The organism is Eremococcus coleocola ACS-139-V-Col8 (assembly GCF_000183205.1).
Taxonomy (GTDB): Bacteria; Bacillota; Bacilli; order Lactobacillales; family Aerococcaceae; genus Eremococcus; species Eremococcus coleocola.
In genome coordinates, this window is the sequence record NZ_AENN01000015.1 from 194841 (window position 1) to 217992 (window position 23152).

At 38.3% G+C, this 23152-nt stretch carries 21 protein-coding genes; 1 reads left to right on the forward strand and 20 read right to left on the reverse strand.

Features of this window, described 5'->3' with window-relative positions:
* Positions 1 to 1302 carry a toxic anion resistance protein gene (locus HMPREF9257_RS04630; protein ID WP_006418416.1) on the forward strand — a complete coding sequence of 434 codons (1302 nt, stop codon included), beginning with the start codon at positions 1 to 3 and terminating at the stop codon, positions 1300 to 1302.
* A 77-nt stretch (positions 1303 to 1379) separates the two neighbouring features.
* Here the strand turns inward: HMPREF9257_RS04630 and ileS are convergent, their stop codons facing one another.
* The 20 genes from ileS to HMPREF9257_RS04730 form a co-directional block, all read right to left on the reverse strand.
* The gene (ileS, locus tag HMPREF9257_RS04635) at positions 1380 to 4169 is read right to left on the reverse strand and encodes an isoleucine--tRNA ligase (RefSeq protein ID WP_006418571.1); all 2790 of its coding nucleotides are present in this window, start codon (positions 4167 to 4169) and stop codon (positions 1380 to 1382) included.
* 259 nt (positions 4170 to 4428) lie between these two features.
* Positions 4429 to 5187, reverse strand: a complete 759-nt coding sequence (locus HMPREF9257_RS04640; RefSeq protein ID WP_050782813.1) for a DivIVA domain-containing protein — start codon at positions 5185 to 5187, stop codon at positions 4429 to 4431.
* A 22-nt stretch (positions 5188 to 5209) separates the two neighbouring features.
* Positions 5210 to 5998, reverse strand: a complete 789-nt coding sequence (locus HMPREF9257_RS04645; RefSeq protein ID WP_006418151.1) for a YlmH family RNA-binding protein — start codon at positions 5996 to 5998, stop codon at positions 5210 to 5212.
* Between the two features lie 9 nt (positions 5999 to 6007).
* A complete protein-coding gene (locus tag HMPREF9257_RS04650; protein ID WP_006418538.1) occupies positions 6008 to 6274 on the reverse strand; it encodes a YggT family protein in 267 nt (88 codons plus the stop codon).
* 178 nt (positions 6275 to 6452) lie between these two features.
* A complete protein-coding gene (gene ftsZ / locus HMPREF9257_RS04655; RefSeq protein WP_006418402.1) occupies positions 6453 to 7745 on the reverse strand; it encodes a cell division protein FtsZ in 1293 nt (430 codons plus the stop codon).
* Between the two features lie 29 nt (positions 7746 to 7774).
* Positions 7775 to 9247, reverse strand: coding sequence for a cell division protein FtsA (gene ftsA / locus HMPREF9257_RS04660; protein WP_006418259.1), 1473 nt, complete (start codon positions 9245 to 9247; stop codon positions 7775 to 7777).
* A 136-nt stretch (positions 9248 to 9383) separates the two neighbouring features.
* Positions 9384 to 10616, reverse strand: a complete 1233-nt coding sequence (locus HMPREF9257_RS04665) for a cell division protein FtsQ/DivIB (RefSeq protein WP_006418204.1) — start codon at positions 10614 to 10616, stop codon at positions 9384 to 9386.
* A gap of 36 nt (positions 10617 to 10652) precedes the next feature.
* On the reverse strand, positions 10653 to 11774 hold the full coding sequence (gene murG, locus HMPREF9257_RS04670) for an undecaprenyldiphospho-muramoylpentapeptide beta-N-acetylglucosaminyltransferase (protein ID WP_006418327.1): 1122 nt from the start codon (positions 11772 to 11774) through the stop codon (positions 10653 to 10655).
* A gap of 16 nt (positions 11775 to 11790) precedes the next feature.
* Positions 11791 to 13164: a UDP-N-acetylmuramoyl-L-alanine--D-glutamate ligase gene (gene murD / locus HMPREF9257_RS04675; RefSeq protein WP_006418440.1), complete on the reverse strand. Its 1374-nt coding sequence runs from the start codon at positions 13162 to 13164 to the stop codon at positions 11791 to 11793.
* Positions 13165 to 13179: 15 nt separating this feature from the next.
* A complete protein-coding gene (gene mraY, locus HMPREF9257_RS04680; RefSeq protein WP_006418180.1) occupies positions 13180 to 14139 on the reverse strand; it encodes a phospho-N-acetylmuramoyl-pentapeptide-transferase in 960 nt (319 codons plus the stop codon).
* A gap of 14 nt (positions 14140 to 14153) precedes the next feature.
* Positions 14154 to 15641 carry a UDP-N-acetylmuramoyl-L-alanyl-D-glutamate--2,6-diaminopimelate ligase gene (locus HMPREF9257_RS04685; RefSeq protein ID WP_034907575.1) on the reverse strand — a complete coding sequence of 496 codons (1488 nt, stop codon included), beginning with the start codon at positions 15639 to 15641 and terminating at the stop codon, positions 14154 to 14156.
* A gap of 20 nt (positions 15642 to 15661) precedes the next feature.
* Complete coding sequence (locus tag HMPREF9257_RS04690; RefSeq protein ID WP_006418457.1) at positions 15662 to 17311, reverse strand: peptidoglycan D,D-transpeptidase FtsI family protein; 1650 nt, start codon at positions 17309 to 17311, stop codon at positions 15662 to 15664.
* Entirely contained in the window at positions 17308 to 17745 is a 438-nt protein-coding gene (locus tag HMPREF9257_RS04695; protein WP_006418550.1) for a hypothetical protein, read from the reverse strand. The genes HMPREF9257_RS04690 and HMPREF9257_RS04695 overlap by 4 nt, the downstream gene beginning before the upstream one ends.
* 18 nt (positions 17746 to 17763) lie before the next feature.
* Complete coding sequence (rsmH, locus tag HMPREF9257_RS04700; RefSeq protein ID WP_006418290.1) at positions 17764 to 18720, reverse strand: 16S rRNA (cytosine(1402)-N(4))-methyltransferase RsmH; 957 nt, start codon at positions 18718 to 18720, stop codon at positions 17764 to 17766.
* A gap of 11 nt (positions 18721 to 18731) precedes the next feature.
* Positions 18732 to 19163 carry a division/cell wall cluster transcriptional repressor MraZ gene (gene mraZ / locus HMPREF9257_RS04705; protein ID WP_006418400.1) on the reverse strand — a complete coding sequence of 144 codons (432 nt, stop codon included), beginning with the start codon at positions 19161 to 19163 and terminating at the stop codon, positions 18732 to 18734.
* A gap of 174 nt (positions 19164 to 19337) precedes the next feature.
* A complete protein-coding gene (locus HMPREF9257_RS04710) occupies positions 19338 to 19715 on the reverse strand; it encodes a hypothetical protein (protein WP_006418551.1) in 378 nt (125 codons plus the stop codon).
* A gap of 182 nt (positions 19716 to 19897) precedes the next feature.
* A complete protein-coding gene (locus HMPREF9257_RS04715; RefSeq protein WP_006418175.1) occupies positions 19898 to 20101 on the reverse strand; it encodes a DNA-directed RNA polymerase subunit beta in 204 nt (67 codons plus the stop codon).
* Between the two features lie 12 nt (positions 20102 to 20113).
* Entirely contained in the window at positions 20114 to 21178 is a 1065-nt protein-coding gene (gene mreB / locus HMPREF9257_RS04720) for a rod shape-determining protein (protein WP_006418275.1), read from the reverse strand.
* A gap of 29 nt (positions 21179 to 21207) precedes the next feature.
* Complete coding sequence (gene murA / locus HMPREF9257_RS04725; RefSeq protein WP_006418577.1) at positions 21208 to 22515, reverse strand: UDP-N-acetylglucosamine 1-carboxyvinyltransferase; 1308 nt, start codon at positions 22513 to 22515, stop codon at positions 21208 to 21210.
* A gap of 63 nt (positions 22516 to 22578) precedes the next feature.
* On the reverse strand, positions 22579 to 22812 hold the full coding sequence (locus tag HMPREF9257_RS04730; RefSeq protein ID WP_040466688.1) for a DUF1146 family protein: 234 nt from the start codon (positions 22810 to 22812) through the stop codon (positions 22579 to 22581).
* Between the last annotated feature and the right edge of the window lie 340 nt (positions 22813 to 23152).

A 23152-nucleotide genomic window follows, 5' to 3' on the forward strand; every position in this document is an offset into this window, starting at 1 on the left:
ATGACAGATTCAGATATGCAAAAAGATATGGATGAGAAATCCATGAATATTGAAGATTTTTTCGATCAAACTCATACTTATTCTCATGTAGATGACTTGCTCGCTGATCCTTTTGATGAAGCGAGTTCAAGTCCTACTAATCAATTTCAATCCGAACTAGAAGAAGCAGCCCTCAAAGCACAAAAGCAAGTCACCAATGAAAAGTTAATTGACCGGCTCCCCCAACACCGCCAAGGCCAAGCCCGAGACTTAGCCAAAAAGATCAACGAAAATGATATGGCTGCCATTCTGGTATACGGGGCTAATGCTCAAAAAAAATTAGGTGACTTCTCCCATCAGATTTTGCAACAAGTCCAAGTCAAAGATACTGGGGAAATTGGCGACTCCTTAGTCGAACTTATGCAATACTTGCAAGAATCTAATCCCAAAGATTTAAGTGCCCAGCCCAACATGTTTACTAAACTCTTTAAAAAAGTAAAAAATAGCCTCACTGATACTCAAATCCGCTACCAAAAAATTGGTTCGCAAATAGACCGAGTGGCTATTCGCCTTGAACGTGAACGTAATGAATTAATGAATGATAACCGCATTTTAGAACAATTCTACGAAAAAAATAAAGATTACTTTGAAGCCCTAAATATTTATATTGCTGCTGGAGAAGTAAAAATGGATCAATTACTTAATGAAACCATTCCAAGTGCGATTGAGCAAGCTAAAACCAGTCAAAGTCAGATGGATATCCAAAAAGTAAATGACCTCAGTCAATTTTTAGACCGCTTAGATAAGCGGACTCATGACCTACGCTTAACTCGGCAAATGACTTTGCAACAGGCACCTCAGATTCGTATGATTCAAAATACCAACCAAGCCTTGGCCGAAAAAATTCAAGTATCAATCCATACAGCCATTCCGCTTTGGGAAAATCAAATCACCATTGCGCTTGCCCTCTTAAGACAACAAGGGGCTGCAAATTCACAACGGATGGTTTCTGAAACCACTAATAATTTGCTCCTTAAAAATTCTGAAATGCTTCATCAAAGCTCAACCGACATCGCTCGTGAAGTCGAACGTGGGGTCATCGATTTAGAAACCTTACAAAAATCACAACAGAATTTGATCAAGACCATCGAAGACACGCTACAAATTCAACAAAGTGGTTTTGCCCAAAGACGGGCAGCTGAAGAAGAATTATCAGCTATGGAAGCTGAATTACGGAATAAATTATTAGATATCTCCCGTATTCAGACAAATCAAAAAAGCCAACAATTTTCTGAAAATAAAGCAGACCAATACGATTTTTAACCCATAATAAAGGCCTCCCCAAGCCCGAGTGATAAAACACTTGGTTGGGAGAGGCTCTTTTTATACCTATTCAGTTATTATTCTTTTTCACTAAAGTATTGTGGGAAATGTTCAGACACAATCGCATGACAACGATGACATAATTCAGGCGCGCCTTCAATCGTTCCTACTTCAGGACGAACCGCACGACACCGGTCACAAACATGGCCTTGGGCATGGTCAACCACAACCGCCATATCATCCATGTTTAAAGCTCCCTCAGGTGCTGATTCTATATCTGCTAAATCAAGATGAGATACAATCATTAATTGATCAAGGTGGTCAGATAGACCTTCAAGCTCTGCTTTTACTTGGGCTGGAAGGTATAAAGTAACCGCTGCTTCAAAAGATTTCTTAATTGGGTCTGCTTCGTTATTCTTAGCTTCTTCCAAGCCTTTTAGAACTAAATTTCTGACCTTGAAGAAAGATTGCCATTTTTCGATAATGGCTGTTTCTAAAGCTAAATCATAGGCTTGAGGTAAATCAGTCAATTGAACATAACCTGATTTACCTGGTAAAACGGTCCAAGCTTCTTCCATAGTGTGTACTAAGATTGGCGTTAAAAGTTGAATTAAACCATCAAGCACTTCGTAGATAACTGTCTGCATAGCCCGACGATTCAAATCATCCGCCGCTTCGATATATAGAACATCCTTAGCAAAGTCTAAATAAAAAGCAGATAAATCAACCGTCACAAAGTTGATCACATTTTTATAAATAGAAGAGAAATGATATCTTTCATAATCTTCTAAAATATCATTAACTAGCACACGGTATTTAGCTAATAAATATTGGTCTTCAGGACGTAGTTCTTGGTAGTCAACCTGATTCTTTTCAGGATCAAAATCATTGACATTGGATAACATAAAACGAATCGTATTCCGGATTTTACGGTAAGCTTCTGAAATTTGTTTTAGAATTTCCTTAGAAATACGGACATCTGATTCATAATCCACTGAAGCTACCCAGAGACGGATAATATCTGCACCCAATTCTTTGGTAATATCTGCAGGCAAGATAGTATTACCCAGAGATTTAGACATTTTCATTCCATTACCATCCATGACAAAGCCTTGGGAAAGGACGGCTTTATATGGCGGCTTATGGTTTACTGCAACAGAGGTGGTAAAACTTGAGTTAAACCAACCACGATATTGGTCAGACCCTTCTAGGTAAAGGTCTGCTGGGAAATCTAAATAGTCACGGGTTTGTAAGACACCTGCATAAGAGGTACCTGAATCGAACCAAACATCCATAATGTCATTTTCCTTAGTGAATTCTCCATTCGGTGAGCCTGGATGACTAAAACCTTCTGGCAACAATTCTTTAGCAGTTTTTTCAAACCAAATGTTTGAGCCATGTTTTTCAAACAATTGGGCCACATGTTCAATGGTTTCGGGCGTCATAATTGGTGTTTGGTCTTCCGCATAGAAGATTGGTAATGGAACACCCCAAACCCGTTGCCGCGAAATGACCCAGTCCCCCCGGTCTTTAATCATATTATAGATACGACGTTGGCCGGATGGATGATGCCAAGTGACATCCTGCTCAACTGAATCTAATAATTCTTGTCGGAATTTATCAATGGAAGCAAACCATTGTGGGGTTGCTCGGAAGATAATTGGCTTCTTAGTCCGCCAATCATGCGGATAAGAGTGGGTGATTTCAGTGACTTTTAATAGACGGTGAGCCTTTTCTAAGTCTTCTAAAATAACTTTGTTTCCTTTTAAATAAAACATGCCTTCATATCCAGGGGCTTCATCGGTGAAATGCCCCCGATTATCCACGGGTGAAAGAATATCTAAGCCATATTTTAGTCCCACTTGGTAGTCATCTTCCCCGTGACCAGGGGCAGTATGAACGAGACCCGTCCCAGAATCCAAAGTGACATGGTCACCTACAATTAATAGAGAAGACCGATCATACAAGGGATGTTTGGCGGTCATGCCTTCAAAGTCTTGGCCGAGATAGGTATCTAAAACTTGGTAGTCCGCCCATTCTAATTCTTCAGCAAGACTCTCTAATAAATCTTGTGCAACGATAAATTTACGGTCTGCTACTTGAACGAGGGCATAAGTAGCGTCAGCTTTTGCCGTAATAGCTAAATTGGCTGGAATAGTCCAAGGAGTTGTTGTCCAAATGACAAATTCAGCATCTTCTGGCACACGTCCTTTCCCATCTAAAACTTCAAAAGCCACGTACATGGATGGTGACGTCACATCATGGTATTCCACTTCTGCTTCAGCTAATGAGGTTTCAGAAGATGGTGACCAATAAACCGGCTTCATACCTTTATAGATATAACCAGCTGCAGCCATCTTACCAAAAATTCGAACTTGTTGGGCTTCATATTCTGGTTTAAGGGTTAGATATGGATTATCCCATTCTCCCGCAACACCTAACCGCATAAAGTCTTCTTTTTGCCCTTCAACTTGTTTTAGTGCATATTCTTCACACAACCGGCGGAAATCAGCCGTAGACATTTCTTTACGGTTAACTTTTTCAGATTTAATTAAAGCTGATTCAATTGGTAAACCATGGGTATCCCAACCTGGCACATAAGGTGAACGAAAACCAGACATAGACTTGTAACGGATAATAAAGTCTTTAGTAATTTTGTTTAAAGCATGACCCATATGGATCTGACCATTAGCGTATGGAGGGCCATCATGTAATATCCATGTTGGTTTGCCTTCGTTTTTTGCTTGAACCTGATTGTAAAGGTCCGCTTCTGCCCATTCTGCTTGGAGGCTAACTTCTTTTTTCGGTAAGTTAGCCCGCATGGCAAAGTCTGTCTTGCCAAGATTTAAGGTGTCTTTTAATTTCATCCAAATTCTCCTTTTTTTATTTTTCCCACTAGAAATAAATCCTACCTACAAAAAAACGTCCCTTCAAACTGAAGGGACGCAATTGCGTGGTACCACCCAAATTAATAATTAAATAATTATTCACTCTTACATGATAACGCTGTTTAAGCGGTATGGCTTATCCATACTTAGATAAAAAAGTGATATCTACTCAAGAAGGGATTATCAAGCTCTCACCATCCTTGATTCGCTGTATATATACTTAAGTAAATGTGTCTTTTTATTGTTTTGGTAATTCTATCCGTATCGTTTGACCGAGGACACTTTCTTTATCCTCTTTGCTTTCTTTAACCGCATCATAATAAGTTCGTTCATTAAAATCTTCCAAGTTTTCATCACTTGATGAACTTTCCTCTAGCGGTGTAAATGTCATTTCTTCAGACTCAACATAGTCATTCTTTAATTGGTGGGCTTGATCGAAAGATTGGCTATCTACTTCAGTTAATCGGTCCACACGTTCAGCCGTCTTATCTGAAATATTAACTGCCTTATATTCTTCAAATTGAGAGTTTACCTCGGTATCTAATAACTTCTTATATTCCGGGTTGGTCACTAATTCTAAATGATCACGAATCATACTTTCAAGTTGATTTCGGAAACCTTGACTATTGCGTCGGATAGCTTCTGTTTCAGTAATAATTGTTTGAGCAAAATCATTCGCCTCACGAACCCGATTATCTGCCTCAGATTCCGCTTCATAAATAATTAATTCAGCTTCCTTACGCGCATTTTGTTTCAAACGATCTGCCGCCTCCTGAGCAACAACAATTGAGGCATTCAAAGATTCTTGTAATTGAGCAAAATATTCATTTTTTTCTTTAGCAATATCTAATTCTGATTTTAGATTGCGATTAATTCCGATTAATTTTTCAAATTCAGCAACGATTACATCTAAGTAATCATTTACTTGATCAGAATCGTAACCACGGAATTTAGTATCAAATTCTTTATTCAGAATATCTTCTGGTGTTAGTGTCACAATTGCACATCCTCTCAGCTTCTTAATGCTCTAAGACATTTACTTGAAGTTTATAGTTATCTTTCTTAGTCATACCTTGGACTTGTTTAATCCAAAAGCGTCCATAATGGCGCAGAGAAACAATATCTTCTACCCCAATTACCACATCTGGACGGGTCATCTCAATAAAGTTCACTTTAACTTGACCGCCTGCGATGGCATCTTTAGCACGCTGTCTAGAAAAATTATAGACTTTGCTTAATAAAGTGTCAAGGCGGAGGGATGAAGCAACTAGGAAAACACTCTCCCAGCTTTCATCCGACTGAAGAATCTCATCGCTAGCAATTGGCTCGAGATGGACGCCAACATTGGCAATTTTTGTAATATTTGACATATAAAATTCGGTCATGGAAGCATCTACAATCACATGCCAGGAAGTCCCATCCGTAATAATATCACCGGTTCGATCACGGTCTACTCCAGTTGAAGTAAAGGTCCCTAGAATTCTCCCATGGGTTAGTTGACCAAACTTAAGAGGAAAATTGATATTAAAGGCTTGTATTTCAAAAGAGGCCTCGTTTACTTCATAGTACTGAGGATAAATAAGCGCCCGCTTCCGCTCTGCTCCTTCACAACCTCCCCAAAAAGCCACTTTAACATCTTCATTAGTTCCAACTAACTGAGAAACAATCATGGCTTGTCGTGGAGTTAAAAATGGACTTAAATAAGCTAAAAAACGATTTTCAACCCACTGCAACCAACCCAATACAGTATCAATAAACCCTTCTTCTTCAGGTCGATAATGTTGATAAATATCAATATAATTAGCCATCTTATGCTCCTATAAAAATACCACCAACAAGGAAAGAATTCCTCTTTGAGCAAACTGCAAAACAAACAATGCAATAATCACATTAAAAGAAATCCCGCCCAAGCTAGGGATAAACTGATCAAATACTGAAATATACGGTTCAGCTAAACGACGAATTAATTGGCCAAGTTTTGATGACCGTGCCTGTGGAAACCAAGACATTAAGGCGTATGCTATTAGGACAAAGCTATACAGGTTAAAAATTGTATCCACAAGTCGGAATAGAATAAGTCCCATTCACGTTTCACTCCTACTTATATAATTTATTCGATAATATTAATTACTCTCTATCATACCTTATTTTATAAATAATTTCCTCATATTTAGACAAAAATCCTGAGTAAGTCCCGCTTTACTTTCTGATAAAAGATGATGGGGACTTATCCAGGATTTCTATTATATGATCGATTTTAGATTAATTACGGTGACGTTTACGGAAGAAAGGCGGTGTATCCAACTCATCACTATCATTTTTTTCAACTTGACGAGCTAAATCAGCATTTTTTTCAAACACCCGCTTGGTATTTTCTTCATCCATTTCTACTTCACGCGTAGACTTTTCTCGGTTAATATCCCAATTAGAGAATAGATCTTTTTGTGGTCGTGCTGCTCGACTATTTGCTTCAGTCTTAGCTGCAAAATCAGCGGCACGTTCAGCATTGTTAGCTTGAACTTGAGCATTATTTTCACTATTTGCATTAAATTGACGCCGTGGTGTGTTCATCATAGGTTTAGGGCGGTCATTCTTATCTGATTGAATACCAGTGGCAATCACAGTAACTTTAACTTCATCGCCTAGACTTTCATCAATAGAAGTACCAAATAGAATATTTACATCGCCACTAGAAGCAGCTGCTACAATTTCAGACGCATCTTGAGCTTCATACAAGCTTAAGTCGGCTCCACCTGTAATATTTAAGAGGATTTGTTCAGCTCCATCAATTGATACTTCTAGAAGTGGAGAAGAAATTGCTTTCTTGGTCGCTTCAGCAGTCCGATTTTCACCAGAAGCAGTACCGATACCCATCAAAGCTGTCCCTTGATCTTTCATTACAGTACGAACATCTGCAAAGTCCAAGTTAACATAACCAGGAGCAGTAATTAAATCTGAAATACCTTGAACCCCTTGACGCAGCACATTATCAGCTTCAGAAAAAGCTTCTAACATTGGTGTCTTACGGTCAACGATTTCTAATAAACGATTGTTAGAAATGATTACCAAAGTATCTACATTTTCTTTTAAATTCTTTAAGCCTTCGGCCGCAGCCCGTCCACGTTTTGGTCCTTCAAAAGTAAATGGACGAGTCACAACACCGACAGTTAAGGCACCTAAGTCTTTAGCAATTTTGGCTACAATTGGTGCTGCACCAGTACCAGTACCGCCTCCCATACCTGCCGTTACAAAGACTAAATCAGCACCTTCTAAGACAGAGCGAATTTGCTCTTCACTTTCTTCAGCAGCCTTAACCCCAACTTCAGGTTGTGAACCGGCCCCTAGACCTTTAGTATATTTAGGTCCTAATTGAATCTTAGTTTCTGCTTTATTCCCTTGAAGTGCTTGGGTGTCTGTATTTGCAACAATAAATTCAACCCCAGATACTTGTTCTGTGATCATTCGATTAACAGCATTTCCGCCAGCACCGCCGACACCAATGACTTTAATCACAGCTCCGTTCATGTTTTGACTTGAATCAAATGATAATTCCATTATTTATCCCCCTAAAATCTTAATTGCGATTATTCATAAAATGAATTGAAGAAATTTCTAACTTTAGACATTAAGCCTGAACCCTCAGGTTCCTCATAAGGTGCATTTTCAGAAGCTTCATAATAACTGTCTGAATCGTCCTCAAAAGCACTATAATCATCAACATAGCTTTGACGTTTACGAACTACCTCTGGATAATCCTCTTGGAAATTACTTTTCGGACGGCTTGGCTTTTGACTAGCTAGCTTTGGCCGTTGCGGTGTATTCTCTTGCCCCCGATTAGGATTTACTTGACTTGGTCGTTCCGGCATAGTTTGGGACCGCACTGGTTCTTGGAAGGCTTCATAGAATGTTCCTTGAGCAATTTGATGAATTTCATCTAAACCGGCCACATAATCGACCATTCCTAAGGAAGTTGTATAAATCGGATTACGCATCCCCATTTCTTTAGGAATATAAGCCCGGACCCGGCCACCAAAATAACGTTTTGCTAGATCAATAACTCCTGGTAAGGAAACCGCTCCACCTGTTAGGACAAAACCACCTGGTAAATCTAAAGCATCTACTTGGCTCAAGTCATCATAAATTGTTTGGAAAATCTGGGCTAACCTAGCTTCGATAATTTCTGCTAAATAATGTTCATCCACTCGAACTGGCTCTTTTTTCCCTACAGTTTCAACTGGGAAAAATTCCTCTTCAGAAGTTTGACTAGCTATAGCAAAACCAAATTCACGTTTAATCCGTTCCGCTGAATCAAGTGAAGTATTTAAAATAATTGAAATATCTTTGGTAACAAAATCGCCACCTTCTTGATCAACAAAAGAATACTTTAATTGATTATCATAAATAATTGAAGCTGAGGTTTGACCACCGCCCATATCAATTAAGACCGTGCCAAATTCGCGTTCATCATGGTTTAAAGCGACTGCTGCAATAGCTTGTGGTTGAAGGACTAGTTCATTAATTCGTAAACCAGCTTTTTCAACACAACGTTTAATATTATGAACAATAGTCTTAGGTCCAGTCAGAATCCGTGCATATAATTCCAAACGAACACCAATCATCCCCCGTGGATCTCTTATCCCATTAAATCCATCTACAATAAATTCCTCAGGAATAATTGAGACAATCTCACGTTCTGGTGGCACAGATCTTACCTTGGCGGCAGAAATTACATTATCAACATCTCTCGCCGTAATTTCACGATTATCACTGGCAACAGCCACCATACCATGACATTCTTCAATGGCTAACTGATTGCTTGGGATACCAACAACAACTTCATTAATCCGAACACCCGACTTCCGTTCTGCTTGGTCAATGGCTTGTTGAATGGAATAAACGGTTTCATCAATATCAACAATAACACCACGGCTTAAACCACGTGATTTTTCATTACCCACACCGATAATATTTACCCGTCCATTAATGGCTTCAGCCACAACTACTTTAATCGAAGTGGTTCCAATGTCTAAACTTACAAATATTTCTTGATTTCTCATTCAAATATATCCCCCTTTACACTCAGTTTATCTACTTTTTAAGAGATTGAATGAGTTCTAATAATACACCTTTCATAATAGCATACCTTAAAATCTAATTGAAGAAAAAGATAAGTGCGCATTCGCTTCTTTAAAATTAATTGTCAATATTAGTATCTAATTTAACACTATTATCAGGGGAATCGTTTGGGGTAAAATATGCTCCTACTTCAAAGTTCACGATTCCCTTTTTATCACCAATTTTGTTCAAAATTTGAGGATAATATTGCATTTTTTGTGACACGTTATATATTAAGGCTTTTACAATATTTCCATCCACCATCTTAATTTCGATTGTATTTGGTTTAGCCGAATTGGTAGACAAATAAATCGCCTGCATTTGTCCTAAAAGGTCCTGGTCTATCTCTTTAAGCGCTTGGCCCACTTGTTTCAATTTATCCCGGTTATCAAAATCATATAATACAGGTAAATTGACTGCATTGCGTTCATCAGTCATAGGAATAATTACGACATCCCCATTACTTAGAACATAATTTTTTTGATTTTGCACTGTATCAGGCATTTCAGCGACAAATTCATTTGAAGTGACGGCTAACTCTATAAAGGACCAATGGTCGGTTTTTATCTGAACTTGGTCGACAATCGGATTTTCTTTTTTTATTTGCTCAATAATCTCATTCCGTTGTCTTAAAACTAACTTACGACTATCAAAGGGTTCTATCCGGGAAGAGGCTTTTACTTGTTGGGCAATTTCCTGACCTACGCCGCTTACCCGGACTTGATTTACTCTTTTAAAAGGTAATAATTGCAAGACACAAATAAACATAATCATAAGTAAAATAGAATAAACCGCAAAGAGTTTGGGTCGACCTTGTGGTAATTTTCCCCATTTAAAAGTAGGTCTAATTTTTCTCCGTCTATCACGCTGAAATTTTTTGGTAGTCACCATTTTATTCGATTCAGAGCGGTGGGTAGAATAGTTATGATTATTATAACCTTGGCTACTGACGCGATAGTTTCCTTGACTCCGACTTTTAATCACTCTGAGATTATCTTGGTAAACTTTTTGATTATATTTTTCCTTTACAGGCTGGGCTTTGAATAAATTATCTCTGTCAACCCGGTTTTTATTTTGATTTAGACTTGATCTAACAGAATAAAAATCGTCTCTAGAGTCCTCATGAATACGATAATTTCCTTGCCTTTTTGTATCTACCTGCTTGACTTCACCACTTTCAGCATGGATCCGGTAATTTCCTGATCGAGGTGGTTGGGAGTTTGGTTGCTCTAATTGCCAGCGCTCTAATTCAGGTTTCTTATTCAGCTTAGTCTTATTGCTTGTCTTGGCAAATGGGAACATTTTAGGCATACCCAACCCCCCCTTTCTATCTTAAGGATTATAAATTTAATCGGCGATAGCTTCTAGTTCTCTGACAATTCGGTCCGTTGCATCGATGATTCCTAATTCCTTAGCATGGTTAGACATTAAGGATAGGTTTTTCTTACCTTTCATTAATCCGTCAATATAAACTTTAAGCACATCTTTGTTCAAATTTTTTTCTAGAATCATTAAGGCTGCTTGCTTAGAAACTAAGGCCTTGGCATTCATTTCTTGATGATTATTTGTCACATAAGGACTAGGAATTAAGATGCTAGGTAATCCTAGCGCCATCAATTCCGTTAAAGTGGTAGCACCTGACCGGCAAACCACCAGATCAATTGCTTTAAAAACCTCAGGCATGTTTTCAATATAAGGAACCACCCGTACATTAGAAGGAGCCTCAATCATTTTATGATTAATCTCGGCCACCAACTGGTCGTAGTGTTCTGACCCAGTCGCAATAATTACTTGATAGTTTTCATGATTAAAAGCAGAAATTTCATTTATCGCAGCCTGGTTAATGGCTGGAGCGCCCCGACTCCCCCCAAATACTAAGACCGTCGGTAAATTATTGTCCAAATTAAATTGATTTTGTAAAATATTTGGCAGATTAGGAGTATTAACGACTTCTTGTCCCCGAGGGTTACCGGTTAGAACAATTTTATCTTCATAATTTTTAAAATCTGAGCGTACATCGTCAAAACAAATCCCAATTTTGGAAACAAAACGGGCTAATAATTTGTTGGTGATGCCTGCTACTGAATTTTGTTCATGAATCATTGTAGGATAGGATAGAAAGGCAGCGGCTAACAAGACCGGCGCACAAACATAACCTCCCGTACCTAAAACAACATCTGGTTTAAAAGCTTCAATCATTTTTTGGGCTCGGCGCATACTCATTAGCAGTTCATAGCCGGTTTTGACATTATCTAGCGATAAGGACCGCTTTAAGCCTTGAATTTTAATGGCTTTAAACTCGATGCCTTCCTTAGGAATAAGGGTTGCTTCTAAGCCTTTCTCCGTACCAATATAGAGAGCCTGTAAATCTGGATTTTCAGCTTTTAACCGTTTATAAACTGATAAAGCTGGGTAGATATGTCCACCAGTGCCGCCCCCGGAAAGTACAATTCGGTTAATTTTCCCCACAATAATCCTCTCTTTTCTATAAAATATAGGGTTCATCTTGGATATATTGAGCAATCAAGTCTTTAAATTGATCACCACGGATTTCAAACGATTTAAACTGATCCCAACTGGCACAAGCTGGTGAAAATAATAAGACTTGACCTGCTTGGGTGGCTTGATAAGCTAAGTGACTTGCTTCCCTTAAATTATCTGCTAGAACAAATGGAATATCTACTTTTTCGAAAGCTTTTGCCATTTTTTCTTTTGTTTCACCATAGAGGAAGGCTTGTTTAATATGACCCAAATGAGGAATTAAATCATCAAATTCATTTCCCCGGTCGAGGCCGCCTCCTATATAAATCAGATCTTGATTAAAGCTTGCTAACGCGGTAATAGTAGCGGTCATATTCGTTGCTTTGGAATCATTATAAAATTCGCGTCCTTTAAAAGAAGCCACATGTTCAATCCGATGAGGCATTCCTTTATATGCTTCAATAGTTGCTTTGACTTGTGGTAAATCAACTTTTTCAATCACAGCCACTGCTAGTGCAGCAAGAACATTTTCAATATTATGGTCACCTGGAATTTTGATCGAATCCAAGGATAAGATAGGTTGATTATGATAGATGACTTGGCCATCTTGGAGATAAAGCCCCTCGGCAACCAATTCTGGGGTTACCTGAGTTCGTGAAAAAGGAAGCTTAATTGCTTTAATTGATTTAGCAGCCTCTTGCAAAATTTCTTGGTCATAATTATATACAAGGAAATCTTGCTCGTCTAAATTCGCTGCTATCTTTAATTTAGCTGCAATATAGGCTTCCATTGAACCATGATAATCAAGATGGGTTGGATAAATATTAGTAATGACCCCAATTTTTGGTTTAAAGAAAGAGGTCCCTTGAAGTTGGAAGGAGGAAATTTCCATGACCAAACGTTTGTCAGCTTGTGTTTCACCCACAACCGATAAAATCGGGATGCCAATATTACCAGCTAAAATTGCTTTCTCACCCAATATTTCATTAATTAAAGCTGTTGTCGTGGTTTTTCCATTTGACCCAGTAATTGCAATCATCGGTGCTTGACTAAACCAAGAAGCAATTTCAATATCAGTATAAATAGGAATACTTTGTGCTTTTGCTGCTTGTAAAATTGGAATTGAATACGGGATACCTGGATTTTTGACAATAAAATCGAAACCAGCTTCAAGTAAGCTGACAGGTTGTTGACCATCAACCAGAACTAAGCCACGCTCCAATAAAGATTCTAAAGTTTGATCACGGTCTAAGACTTGATTATCTGACAAAGTTACTTGGGCACCTTTTGCTAAGAAAAAATTGGCTGCTGCCTGACCACTCTTAGCATAACCAAGAATTAATATGTTTTTATTTTCCAAATCAGTTTCTGGATTCATCTTAAGTCCTTTCAATCATAAATACAAGACAATTAAATATAGTAAACTTGCTAATAAGCCGCATAACCAAAAGACTAAGACAACCTTAGTTTCTGACCAACCACTCATTTCGAAATGATGATGGATGGGTGACATCTTAAAAACACGTTTTCCGCGAAGCTTGAAAGAAGCTACTTGAATAATGACAGAGGCAGTTTCAAGTACAAACACCAAGCCAATCAGCAAGAGTGAAAAAGGTCGATTAAGGGCCAAGGAAATCACAGCTAAACCTGCTCCCAAGGCTAAGGACCCCACATCTCCCATAAAAATCTTGGCTGGCTTATGATTAAAAATTAAAAAGGCAAGGAGTGCCCCCACTACTGTAAGACATACCAATAAAATGGTTTCATTCTTATCAGACCAAGCAATATAAGCATAGGTGCTATAAGCGATAATAGATAACCCTGTTGCTAAGCCATCCAAGCCATCCGTTAAATTAACTGCATTAGAAAAACCCGTTATCCAAAAGAAGGCAAATAAACTTAATAGAATCAAGACATTAATCTGCCAAGAAAATAAGGAGAAGCTTAAATTGGCACCCAAGTGTCGACCTACAAATACGACTAAAATTGAAAATAATATTTGAAGCAGAAATTTCTGTTTAGCTTTTAAACCTTCATTTTGATGTTTGAAAATTGAAATAAAATCATCAACGAAACCAATACCACCGAATAATAAAAAGGTCAAAAGTGTCATAAACAGGTAGCCATTACTATGCTGGCTGAATAAAGCTAAAGCTAACAGAGTAATGAGAATGGCAGCGACAAAAACCGTCCCGCCCATCGTAGGTGTCCCTGTTTTTACCTCATGCCATAGAGGACCTTCTTCCCGAGTTGTTTGTCCAATTTTTTTACGAATGAATACTCTAATAAAAAATGGCATGATAATGACCGTCAATGCAAACGCGATAATAAATGATAGGATATTTAAGTTCATTAATGTCTCCCCTATTAATTTTCTTGATAATATGCCATAATTTCTTCGGCATCATCGTAAGGAATCTTTTGGTCACCAATAATTTGGTAGCCTTCGCCCCCCTTACCCGCAAAAAGAAGCACATCCCCACTTTGAGCCATTTCTAGCATAGTAATGACGGCCGCTTTACGATCTTCGACAATAGTATATGGCTTCTCATCATGTTGCCCAATCATTTCATGGCAGATTTTGGTTACGTCTTCGAAACGAGGATTATCGGCTGTAAATACAATATAGTCTGCATAATTAAATAGTACATCACCAATGCCAGGTCTTGCACCTGAATCCCGATTGCCCCCAGAGTGGCCCATCAGTGCCAATAAACGTCCTTGTTTATGACTCACTAATTCTTGCATAACCCTTTCTAGGGCGTCAGAGGTGTGGGCAAAATCAACGACAACATCAAAGTCTTTATTCAAAGCTAAGACTTCCATGCGGCCAGAGACCCCTTTAAAATCTTTGGTTGCTCTTAGAATATTTGCGACATCAATCTCATAATAACAAGCTAAACAGAGGAAAGCAGCCAAATAATTAGAGACATTATAATGACCCCGCATTGGCAGTTCAAGCTCAAATACTTGATCATTAAAATGAAGCTTAAAGGCTAAGCCTGTCTCCTTATTTTGAATCTGCGAAGCATAGGCTGTCGCCTCTTCATCCACCAAACTATAGGTAACTAAATCAGCTGCTGTCGCTTGAGCCATCACTTCCCAATAAGGATCATCTTTATTAATGATGGCTAGCCGCGGCCGACCTTGATGGAAGGCTTGCCCTAATTGACTAAACAGTAAACTTTTAGCATAGGCATAATTATCCATTGTCTTATGAAAATCTAAATGTTCCCGCGTAAGATTCGTAAAAATAGCACAATCAACATCAGTATACCAAAGGCGGCCTAAGGAAAGGGCATGGGAAGAAGCCTCGATAACTGCATCCTGACATCCACGCTCAAGCATTTCAGCAAAGAGTGCTTGTAAATGTAAGGCATTGGGGGTGGTGTTGACTGCCGGATAATAAGTATCCGCGACCTTATAGTGCAAGGTGCCTATTTTTCCTGTCTTATGGTCCAAACTAGTCAGTAAGTCACTGATCATAGAAGAAGTGGTCGTTTTACCATTTGTGCCAGTAACTGCTACGACCTTAAGCTTACGACTCGGTTCTTGATAGAATTTATTGGCCAAAATGGCTTGGGCTCTAAAACTTGAATCAACTAAGACAAAGTTAGCTGGAATAGTTTGATAGTTAGCAGGCAACTGTTCTACGATTATTAATTTAGCTCCCTGAGCAACCACTTCTGCTATCGCTTGATGGCCGTCAAAGTTTTCACCTTTAATGGCAATAAAACATGCTCCAGCTTCAACTTGGCGACTATCATTCACTAATTTGGTCACTGTTTGGTCTAAATCAATTTGATCAAATAATTTTTTGTTATATAAGGCTTCAATTAATTCTTTTTGTTTCATTCTCATCACTTTCTATATCTTTAATAGACTAATATTGATTGCACAAAAGGCTTAAACAGTTCAGCTAATATTTGTGCTCCAGTCTTGCCATTTGGGTTTTGTGGTTGCTTCATATTCAGGTAAAGCATGTATTTTGGTTGGTCTGCTGGAAAAAAACTAATAACGGAAAAATAGTAGTCTGTTGGCCCGGTTAAATAACCGTTACCCTCAGGATTGGCTATCTGAGCTGTCCCCGTCTTAGCTGCGATTTTTAACCCATCAATTTTATAGGCCTGCGCAGTACCATAGTCTTTTTCAACCGTATCTACCATTAAGCTTAGCACTTTTTCGGCTGCTTTGCTGGTAAAAAGTTGACCTAAATCTTTTGCAGCAAATTGTGGCTGATAGTCACCCGAGCTATGATCTAAATATTGAATCTTAACTGCATGACCACCATTAGCAATTGCCGAATAGGCTTGCATTAATTGAATTGGACTGGTAAGAATCCCTTGACCAAAAGCAGACATCGTTTCAGATACAGGATTATCAAATTTTATTGAGCCTTCCGTTTCATTAGCCAGACCAAACTGAGTAGGACGACCAAAGCCAAAATCAGTTAAAGCTTTAGCCCAACGGTCTAATCCAATTCTTTGTACTAATTCTACCATACCTACATTGGAAGACCGTGCTAAACCTTCATCAAAAGTTATATCGCCCCAACCCACTACATTATAGTCATGTATTGTTACATCATAGACATCGATTGACCCCGATTTGTAAGTCTCTTGTGGTTGGTATACACCCAACTCATTTGCTAGGGCAGATACCAAAATTTTTATAGTTGAGCCTGGCTCGTAGGCATTTTCCACCATCAGATTACGCCACTCATTCTCAATTCCCTGACGATTATTCAAGTTAAAACTAGGTCGTTGACTGGCACTTAATAGTTTCCCACTAGGAATTTCAACTAAATAGGCTCCTAATTCTTTTGGCTCATACGTCTGATAAATTTGAGACATGAGTACTTCTAATTGGTTTTGTAGTCGGGAATCCAAGGTTAGATAAAGATCCTGAGCCTGTTTATCGTGTCCGCTTAGAACTTGATCCAAAGCAGCTTCTATACCTAATTTACCAACCATGGTCTGACCGTCATCACTTTTATCCGAAAAACCAATCAGATGAGAAGCAAACTCATCATTGGCATACTGACGATCGGCTTGAGCTTTGAAATATATCCCCTGTAACTTAGCCGCTTGCAAACTTTGAATTTTATTTTGATCTAAATTTCGACCTAGGGCCCCAAATTCTACTTGTTGGGGACCACTTTGTAAGAGCTGGGCCAATATTTTATCACGGTCACCGCCTAAGATTTCTGCTAATTTTTTAGCTGTATAATCGGGATCAGAAACAATTTCAGCTTGATCCCCTTTTATTTGAGCATAAATTGAATAAGAAGTAGTATCAATCGCAATGGGTTGACCGGACTGATCATAGATATTGCCCCGTCTCGCTTGCGTAATACTACTTCCATTATCGATGAGTGGACTCATTTGACTCAGGTCCACTGAATTTGAAGTTTTTAAAACCGTTAATTGAAAGGCTCTGCCAATAAAAATAAGTAGCACTAAAAAAATAAGTGCCAAAAAAACTAAAACGTTGTATGCGCGATGTTCTTTTAAACCTGATTTCATTTACTAACTTCCTCAACTCTTGCAGGATCCAAACTAAGTCCTGCTGCTTGAGCTTCTGCTTGGATCGTCTGATAATTATATTGGTCCATTAATTGATTGAGCAATTGATCTGAATCTTGCTTTAAGTCAGACATTGAATCTTGGTACTGATTAACCATCACTTGGGTCTTATTATTATTATACTGAATCATTAGCCCCATGCCTATACAAAATAGACAAATTGCTACAGAAAATATGATAATTATACTCTCAACCATACTTAAATTTAAGCTTTGTTTTTTGCTAACTTGCTTAGTGACAGTTTTTCTTTGCTCTCTAGTAAATTCGGGGATAAGCTGAGTTGAGTTAGCACCCATATTTGAATTGCTTACTTTTCTTACTTGGCGTTCTGCCCGCGAATAATGAAAATAACTTTGTTCTTCTGCTAAATTCAAACCAGTCTTCCCCTTTCTCTACTCAGTGATATGATTTCTTTGGATAACTCGTAATTTTGCTGACCGTGACCGATTATTTTCATCTAACTCTTCCTGACTTGCCAAAATTGGTTTGCGATTGACTAAAGCAAAATCTGCTTCTGTTCTTTCAGGTAAGATGGGTAAATTGGGTGGCAAATCCGGTCTACTAGATTTATCTCTAAATAATTGTTTTACAATCCGATCTTCTAATGAATGAAATGAAATAACTGAAATACGTCCCCCCACTTTTAATAAAGTAAAAGCCTGATTCAAAGAGGTCTCAATTACATTTAATTCATCATTAACAGCAATACGGATGGCTTGAAAGGTCCGCTTAGCAGGATGGCCACCACTGCGACGGGTAGCCGCTGGAATGGCCTCTTTCACTATTTCAGCTAATTCTAAAGTGGTTTCAATCGGCTTATTTTTACGAGCTTGCTCAATGGCTCGGGTAATCCGTTTGGCAAAACGTTCCTCACCATAATGATCAATGATTTTCACAATTTTTTCATAAGGCCATTCATTAACAATTTCATAGGCTGTCAATTTATCTTCTTGATTCATTCTCATATCGAGAGGAGCCTCTTTTTTATAAGAAAATCCTCTCTCCGCTTGGTCTAATTGAGGAGATGACACTCCCAAATCATAGTAAATTCCATCAACATAGGAAACGCCTCTCTCTGCTAATTGCTCCTTTAGTTGAGCAAAGTTTGCATGGATAAAGGTCACTTGGTCTTTTTCAATATAGTCATGCAAACGGTCTTGGGCATTTTTAATTGCATTCATATCCTGGTCAAAGGCATATAAATGCCCTTTGGGTGATAAGAGACTTAATAAATAAGCCGCATGACCAGCCCCACCTAGGGTACAATCAACATAGATTCCATTTGGATTTATATCTAATTGATCAATGGTTTCGTGTAATAAAACACTCGTATGTTTAAAATTTTCCATTCCTTACCCACCTATAAACCAAAATCAATCATATCTTCAGCAATCATTTCAAAATTTTCTTCAGCAATATTAGCAAACTCATCCCATTTTGCACTGCTCCAAATCTCAATACGGTTTGATACGCCGATCACGCGACATTCCTTTTCGATCTTTGCAAAAGTGATTAAGTTTTCTGGTAAATTAATGCGTCCTTGCTTATCCAATTCTACTTCAGTGGCAGCTGAATAAAAGAACCGGGTAAAAGCACGGGCGTCTTTTTTTGCAAGTGGTAATTGACTTAATTTGGCTTGTAAGTCTTCCCATTGTTTACTGGGAAAACCAAATAAACATCCATCTAATCCTCGAGTTACAATAAATCTTTCCCCTAAATCGGGACGAAACTTAGCCGGCATGATCAGACGCCCTTTATTGTCAATATTATGTTTATATTCACCAATTAGCATCTGTCACCCCTCCTATTCTAAGTTATTCTAATTCTACCACATCCCCCCACTCTTCTCCACTATTTACCCAAAAAAACAAAAAAAATAACACCCGAGGGGTGTTATTGGTTGTAAATATGATTATATCAAGCTTTACTCCGGATAAATATCTGACTAAAAAGTGGGGGCTTTTCCCTAAATAAAGTAAGTATAAATTCGTACTAGATAGAGTCCTAGTAAAAAACCACTTAAAGCTGTAAAGGCAACTTTTGAAGCTGCTAAATAATACGGTACTAATCTAAACTCAGCGAGACCCTGAATATACTTATATAAGTGAACCGCCAAGCAAAATACAGTTAAATAGATTGACACCGGCAAAAGTGAAAAAGAAAAGACCAATTTACTTAAGCTATCAATCAAGCCTAACCAAGCTGGTAATAAGACAATGGCAATGGTTAGCGGTAGACCCTTAAATCGTTTAAGAAAAAACTTGCCGTAGCGTAAGCCAAAATATATTAAGACAAAGGGTAAAATATATAATAGCAATTCTGTTATCAGAAATTTATTTGGCATACTTTACTCCTCCACTCCTGTTTGCCCCTCCAAATATAAAAGCCCATAAATCATTCTTACTTACAATGAGCTGATAGCTAAAACTATCACTCTCCTAATTGTTAAGTAAATACCTATTCTTAAGGATAAATGACTTATAGACTTTAATATTCACAGATAGATTTTGCTAAAAAGTACTTATCTTATTTAATAAAATTAAAAATATGGAACCAGGTATCTTGATTAAATACTTCCCAAATCGAACCGCCGCCAAGAAGAATATAACCCACAAAAATACCAATGATAAAAACTAGACAAACTAAAAGCAAAAAAATGAGTAACTTAAAAATTGTCTTTAAGGCTGGAAAAAGAATTGAATCGCGCAATGCTATCTTATCATTAGCCAAATCAAATTCCTCCTAACCAATTAAACGTCGCATAATTCGCTGGAATAATTGACGTAATCTTTGTTTTCTACTTACTTGAACAGTACTTAATTTGCCTGATTCAATTAAATCTAACATTAACCCTGTCCCAATGGCCACACAATTCATGGGTTGCTCAGCCTGAATAACTGACACATTCAGATAATTGGAAAGGAATGTATCTAGATTTGAAATCAGAGCCCCACCACCTGTTAGAATAATACCGCCCTCCATAATATCAGCCGCTATTTCTGGCGACTGATCCTCTAAAAGTCTTTGAGCACGTTGACCTAAAATTTCTAGATGGCTATGAAGTGCTTGATATAAATCATTCGAATCCGCATTCAAAGAGGTAGGTAAACCATTAAGCAAACTCCGTCCGCTTATCTCAAAGCTCTCAACAAGTTTATCCTCTACTTCAATGGCTGTGGCTAGATTAATTTTAACCATTTCAGCGGTTCTTGCACCGATTAAGACTTGGTAATGATCACTAAAGTAATTAATAATCGCTTGGTCAAAGAATTGACCTGCTTCCTCAAATGATTGGTTAACCAAGACATCTCTACCTGAGAGTACCGCCATATCGCTTGTACCCCCACCGATATCAATTACCATCGCGCCATGGCTTTGATTCATATCAAAACCAGCTCCGGTTGCAGCCATTAAGATTTGCTCTTCGATATAAATTTTACCACCGGTCACCTTTTGAACAACATCAATTAAAGATTGTTTTTGAAAATCTGAGACCTTAGATGGGGCAGAGATTAAAACCTTTGGTCTTGCTAACCAAGACCTACTAGGTAACTCTTTTAAAAGTAAAACCAAAAGTGCTTCGGCGAAATCATAGTCCGCAATGACTCCTCCCTGTAAAGGGTGGATAACTTGAATATGGTCAGATGTCCGCCCTTGCATTTCATAGGCTTTTCGTCCAGCCGCAATGACCTCACGACTTTGTCGATTAACAGCTATCACAGCAGGCTCATTCAAAACAATGCCCCTACCCTTTAGATGAATCAAAACATTGGCAGTACCTAAATCTATGCCTATTTCTCTGCTCATAGCTCAGTCCCCATTCATCCAATGATAAACTATTGTTTAATTAATACTTTATTGCTTGTTACTTCAGAAATAGGTGAAATATTTACACGTTCAATATCTGCACCTAATTGGCGTAATTTAAGATGGAATTGATAATAACCGCGATCTAAGTATTGAAGATTTGATACCCGAGTCAAGCCCTTAGCTTTTAGGCCTGCGATAATTAGGGCAGCTGCTGCTCTTAAGTCAGTTGCTTTCACATTTGCCCCAGTAAATTCAGTCGGTCCATACATAATTGCGGTTTGACGATCCGCTGTAAATTTAGCTGACATCCGCCGTAATTCTTCTAGATGCATAAAACGGTTTTCAAACACAGTCTCATTCATAACTGATGTTCCATCTGCAAGTAATTGAGCAATCGTCATTTGAGCTTGCATATCTGTTGGAAATCCAGGATAAGGTAAGGTTTTAACATCGGTTGCTTTTAATTTTGCTGGTCCTATGACCCGGATACCTTCATCGTGTTCCTCGAAAACAACCCCCATCTCAGTTAATTTAGAGATTAAAGGCCGGTTATGTTCACGCATAGCACCTTCGACAAAAACATCACCTTGAGTGACCGCGGCTGCTACCATAAACGTACCTGCTTCAATTCGATCTGGGATAACTGAATGCTCAGTACCATGAAGGGCTTTTACCCCACGGATACGAATCGTTTCGGTTCCTGCACCCACAATTTTAGCCCCCATGCGATTTAAGAAATTGGCTAAATCCACAATTTCTGGTTCACGGGCTACGTTTTCAAGAATAGTTTCGCCCTCAGCCAGAGTTGCCGCCATCATAATGTTTTCAGTCGCACCGACACTAGGAAAATCTAAATAAATCCGCGCACCTTTTAGTTGATCTGCTTGTGCTTCTACATATCCCGCTTGACTATTTATTTTGGCACCTAAAGCTTCAAACCCTTTTAAATGTAGGTCAATTGGACGCATACCAATAGCACACCCTCCCGGCATAGCAACTTTAGCGTGGCCAAAACGTGCTAAAAGCGGCCCCATTACAACAACGGAAGCACGCATTTTACTTACAAAATCATATTCAGCAACAGATTCAACATGGCCTGAAGCATCAAGAATCATTTGGTTATTTACTTCATCAAACTGATTTACCACACCAATTCGATTCAATAATTCGTTTAAAGTATGTACATCTGACAATACTGGTACATTGGATAAGTGAACTTGTCCCGTTTCTGCTAAAATTGCGCCTGCTAAGATTGGTAATACAGCATTTTTTGCGCCTTCAACTTTAACAGCTCCTTGCAAACGGTTGCCACCTTGCACAATGATTTCTTCCATGAAAAAATTCTCCTTTTGAAAGCTATCGTTTTGGAGCCAACGATAGAATTATGTTTATTTAATTTAGAGAAGTTGACTCATAATGATATTTTGAACAACTTCAATGATCTCGATAAAAAATGAACCAACTAGGTAGCCTAAGGCTATACTTAGCATGTACAACATAAACCGGGCATAATTAGCATCTTCTTTGACAAAAAAGAAAGACCAATTAAATCGGCTTAAGATAAGGTAACTAAGTATCACAAACATGAGCCTAATAATCAGCACTGCCATACCATTTAAAATTAGCATCATGTATCACCTACCAGTCCAATTTCAATCATAGCACAATTTATTCACTTTTGAAATAAAAGCAGTAAATTTTCAATGCCACTCCAAAAAATTAAAACGTAATCATAGTCTAACCTTTTATGGTTAACGTGGAGTATCACTATTTTTTCAAACAGGTTACAAAGCTTTAACAAGGGAGCAGGACTGAAGCATGAAAATCTCATGAAAATCTCTGCTTTTCGCTTTCTGGGGCACTTGGATGAAAACGACTTAGAACTACAACATACTACCGTAACTATATATAGATGGTCTAGAAAGATTCAAAAAAGTGGGACTGTTTGCCCCCCGTTTCTCTTCAAACAGT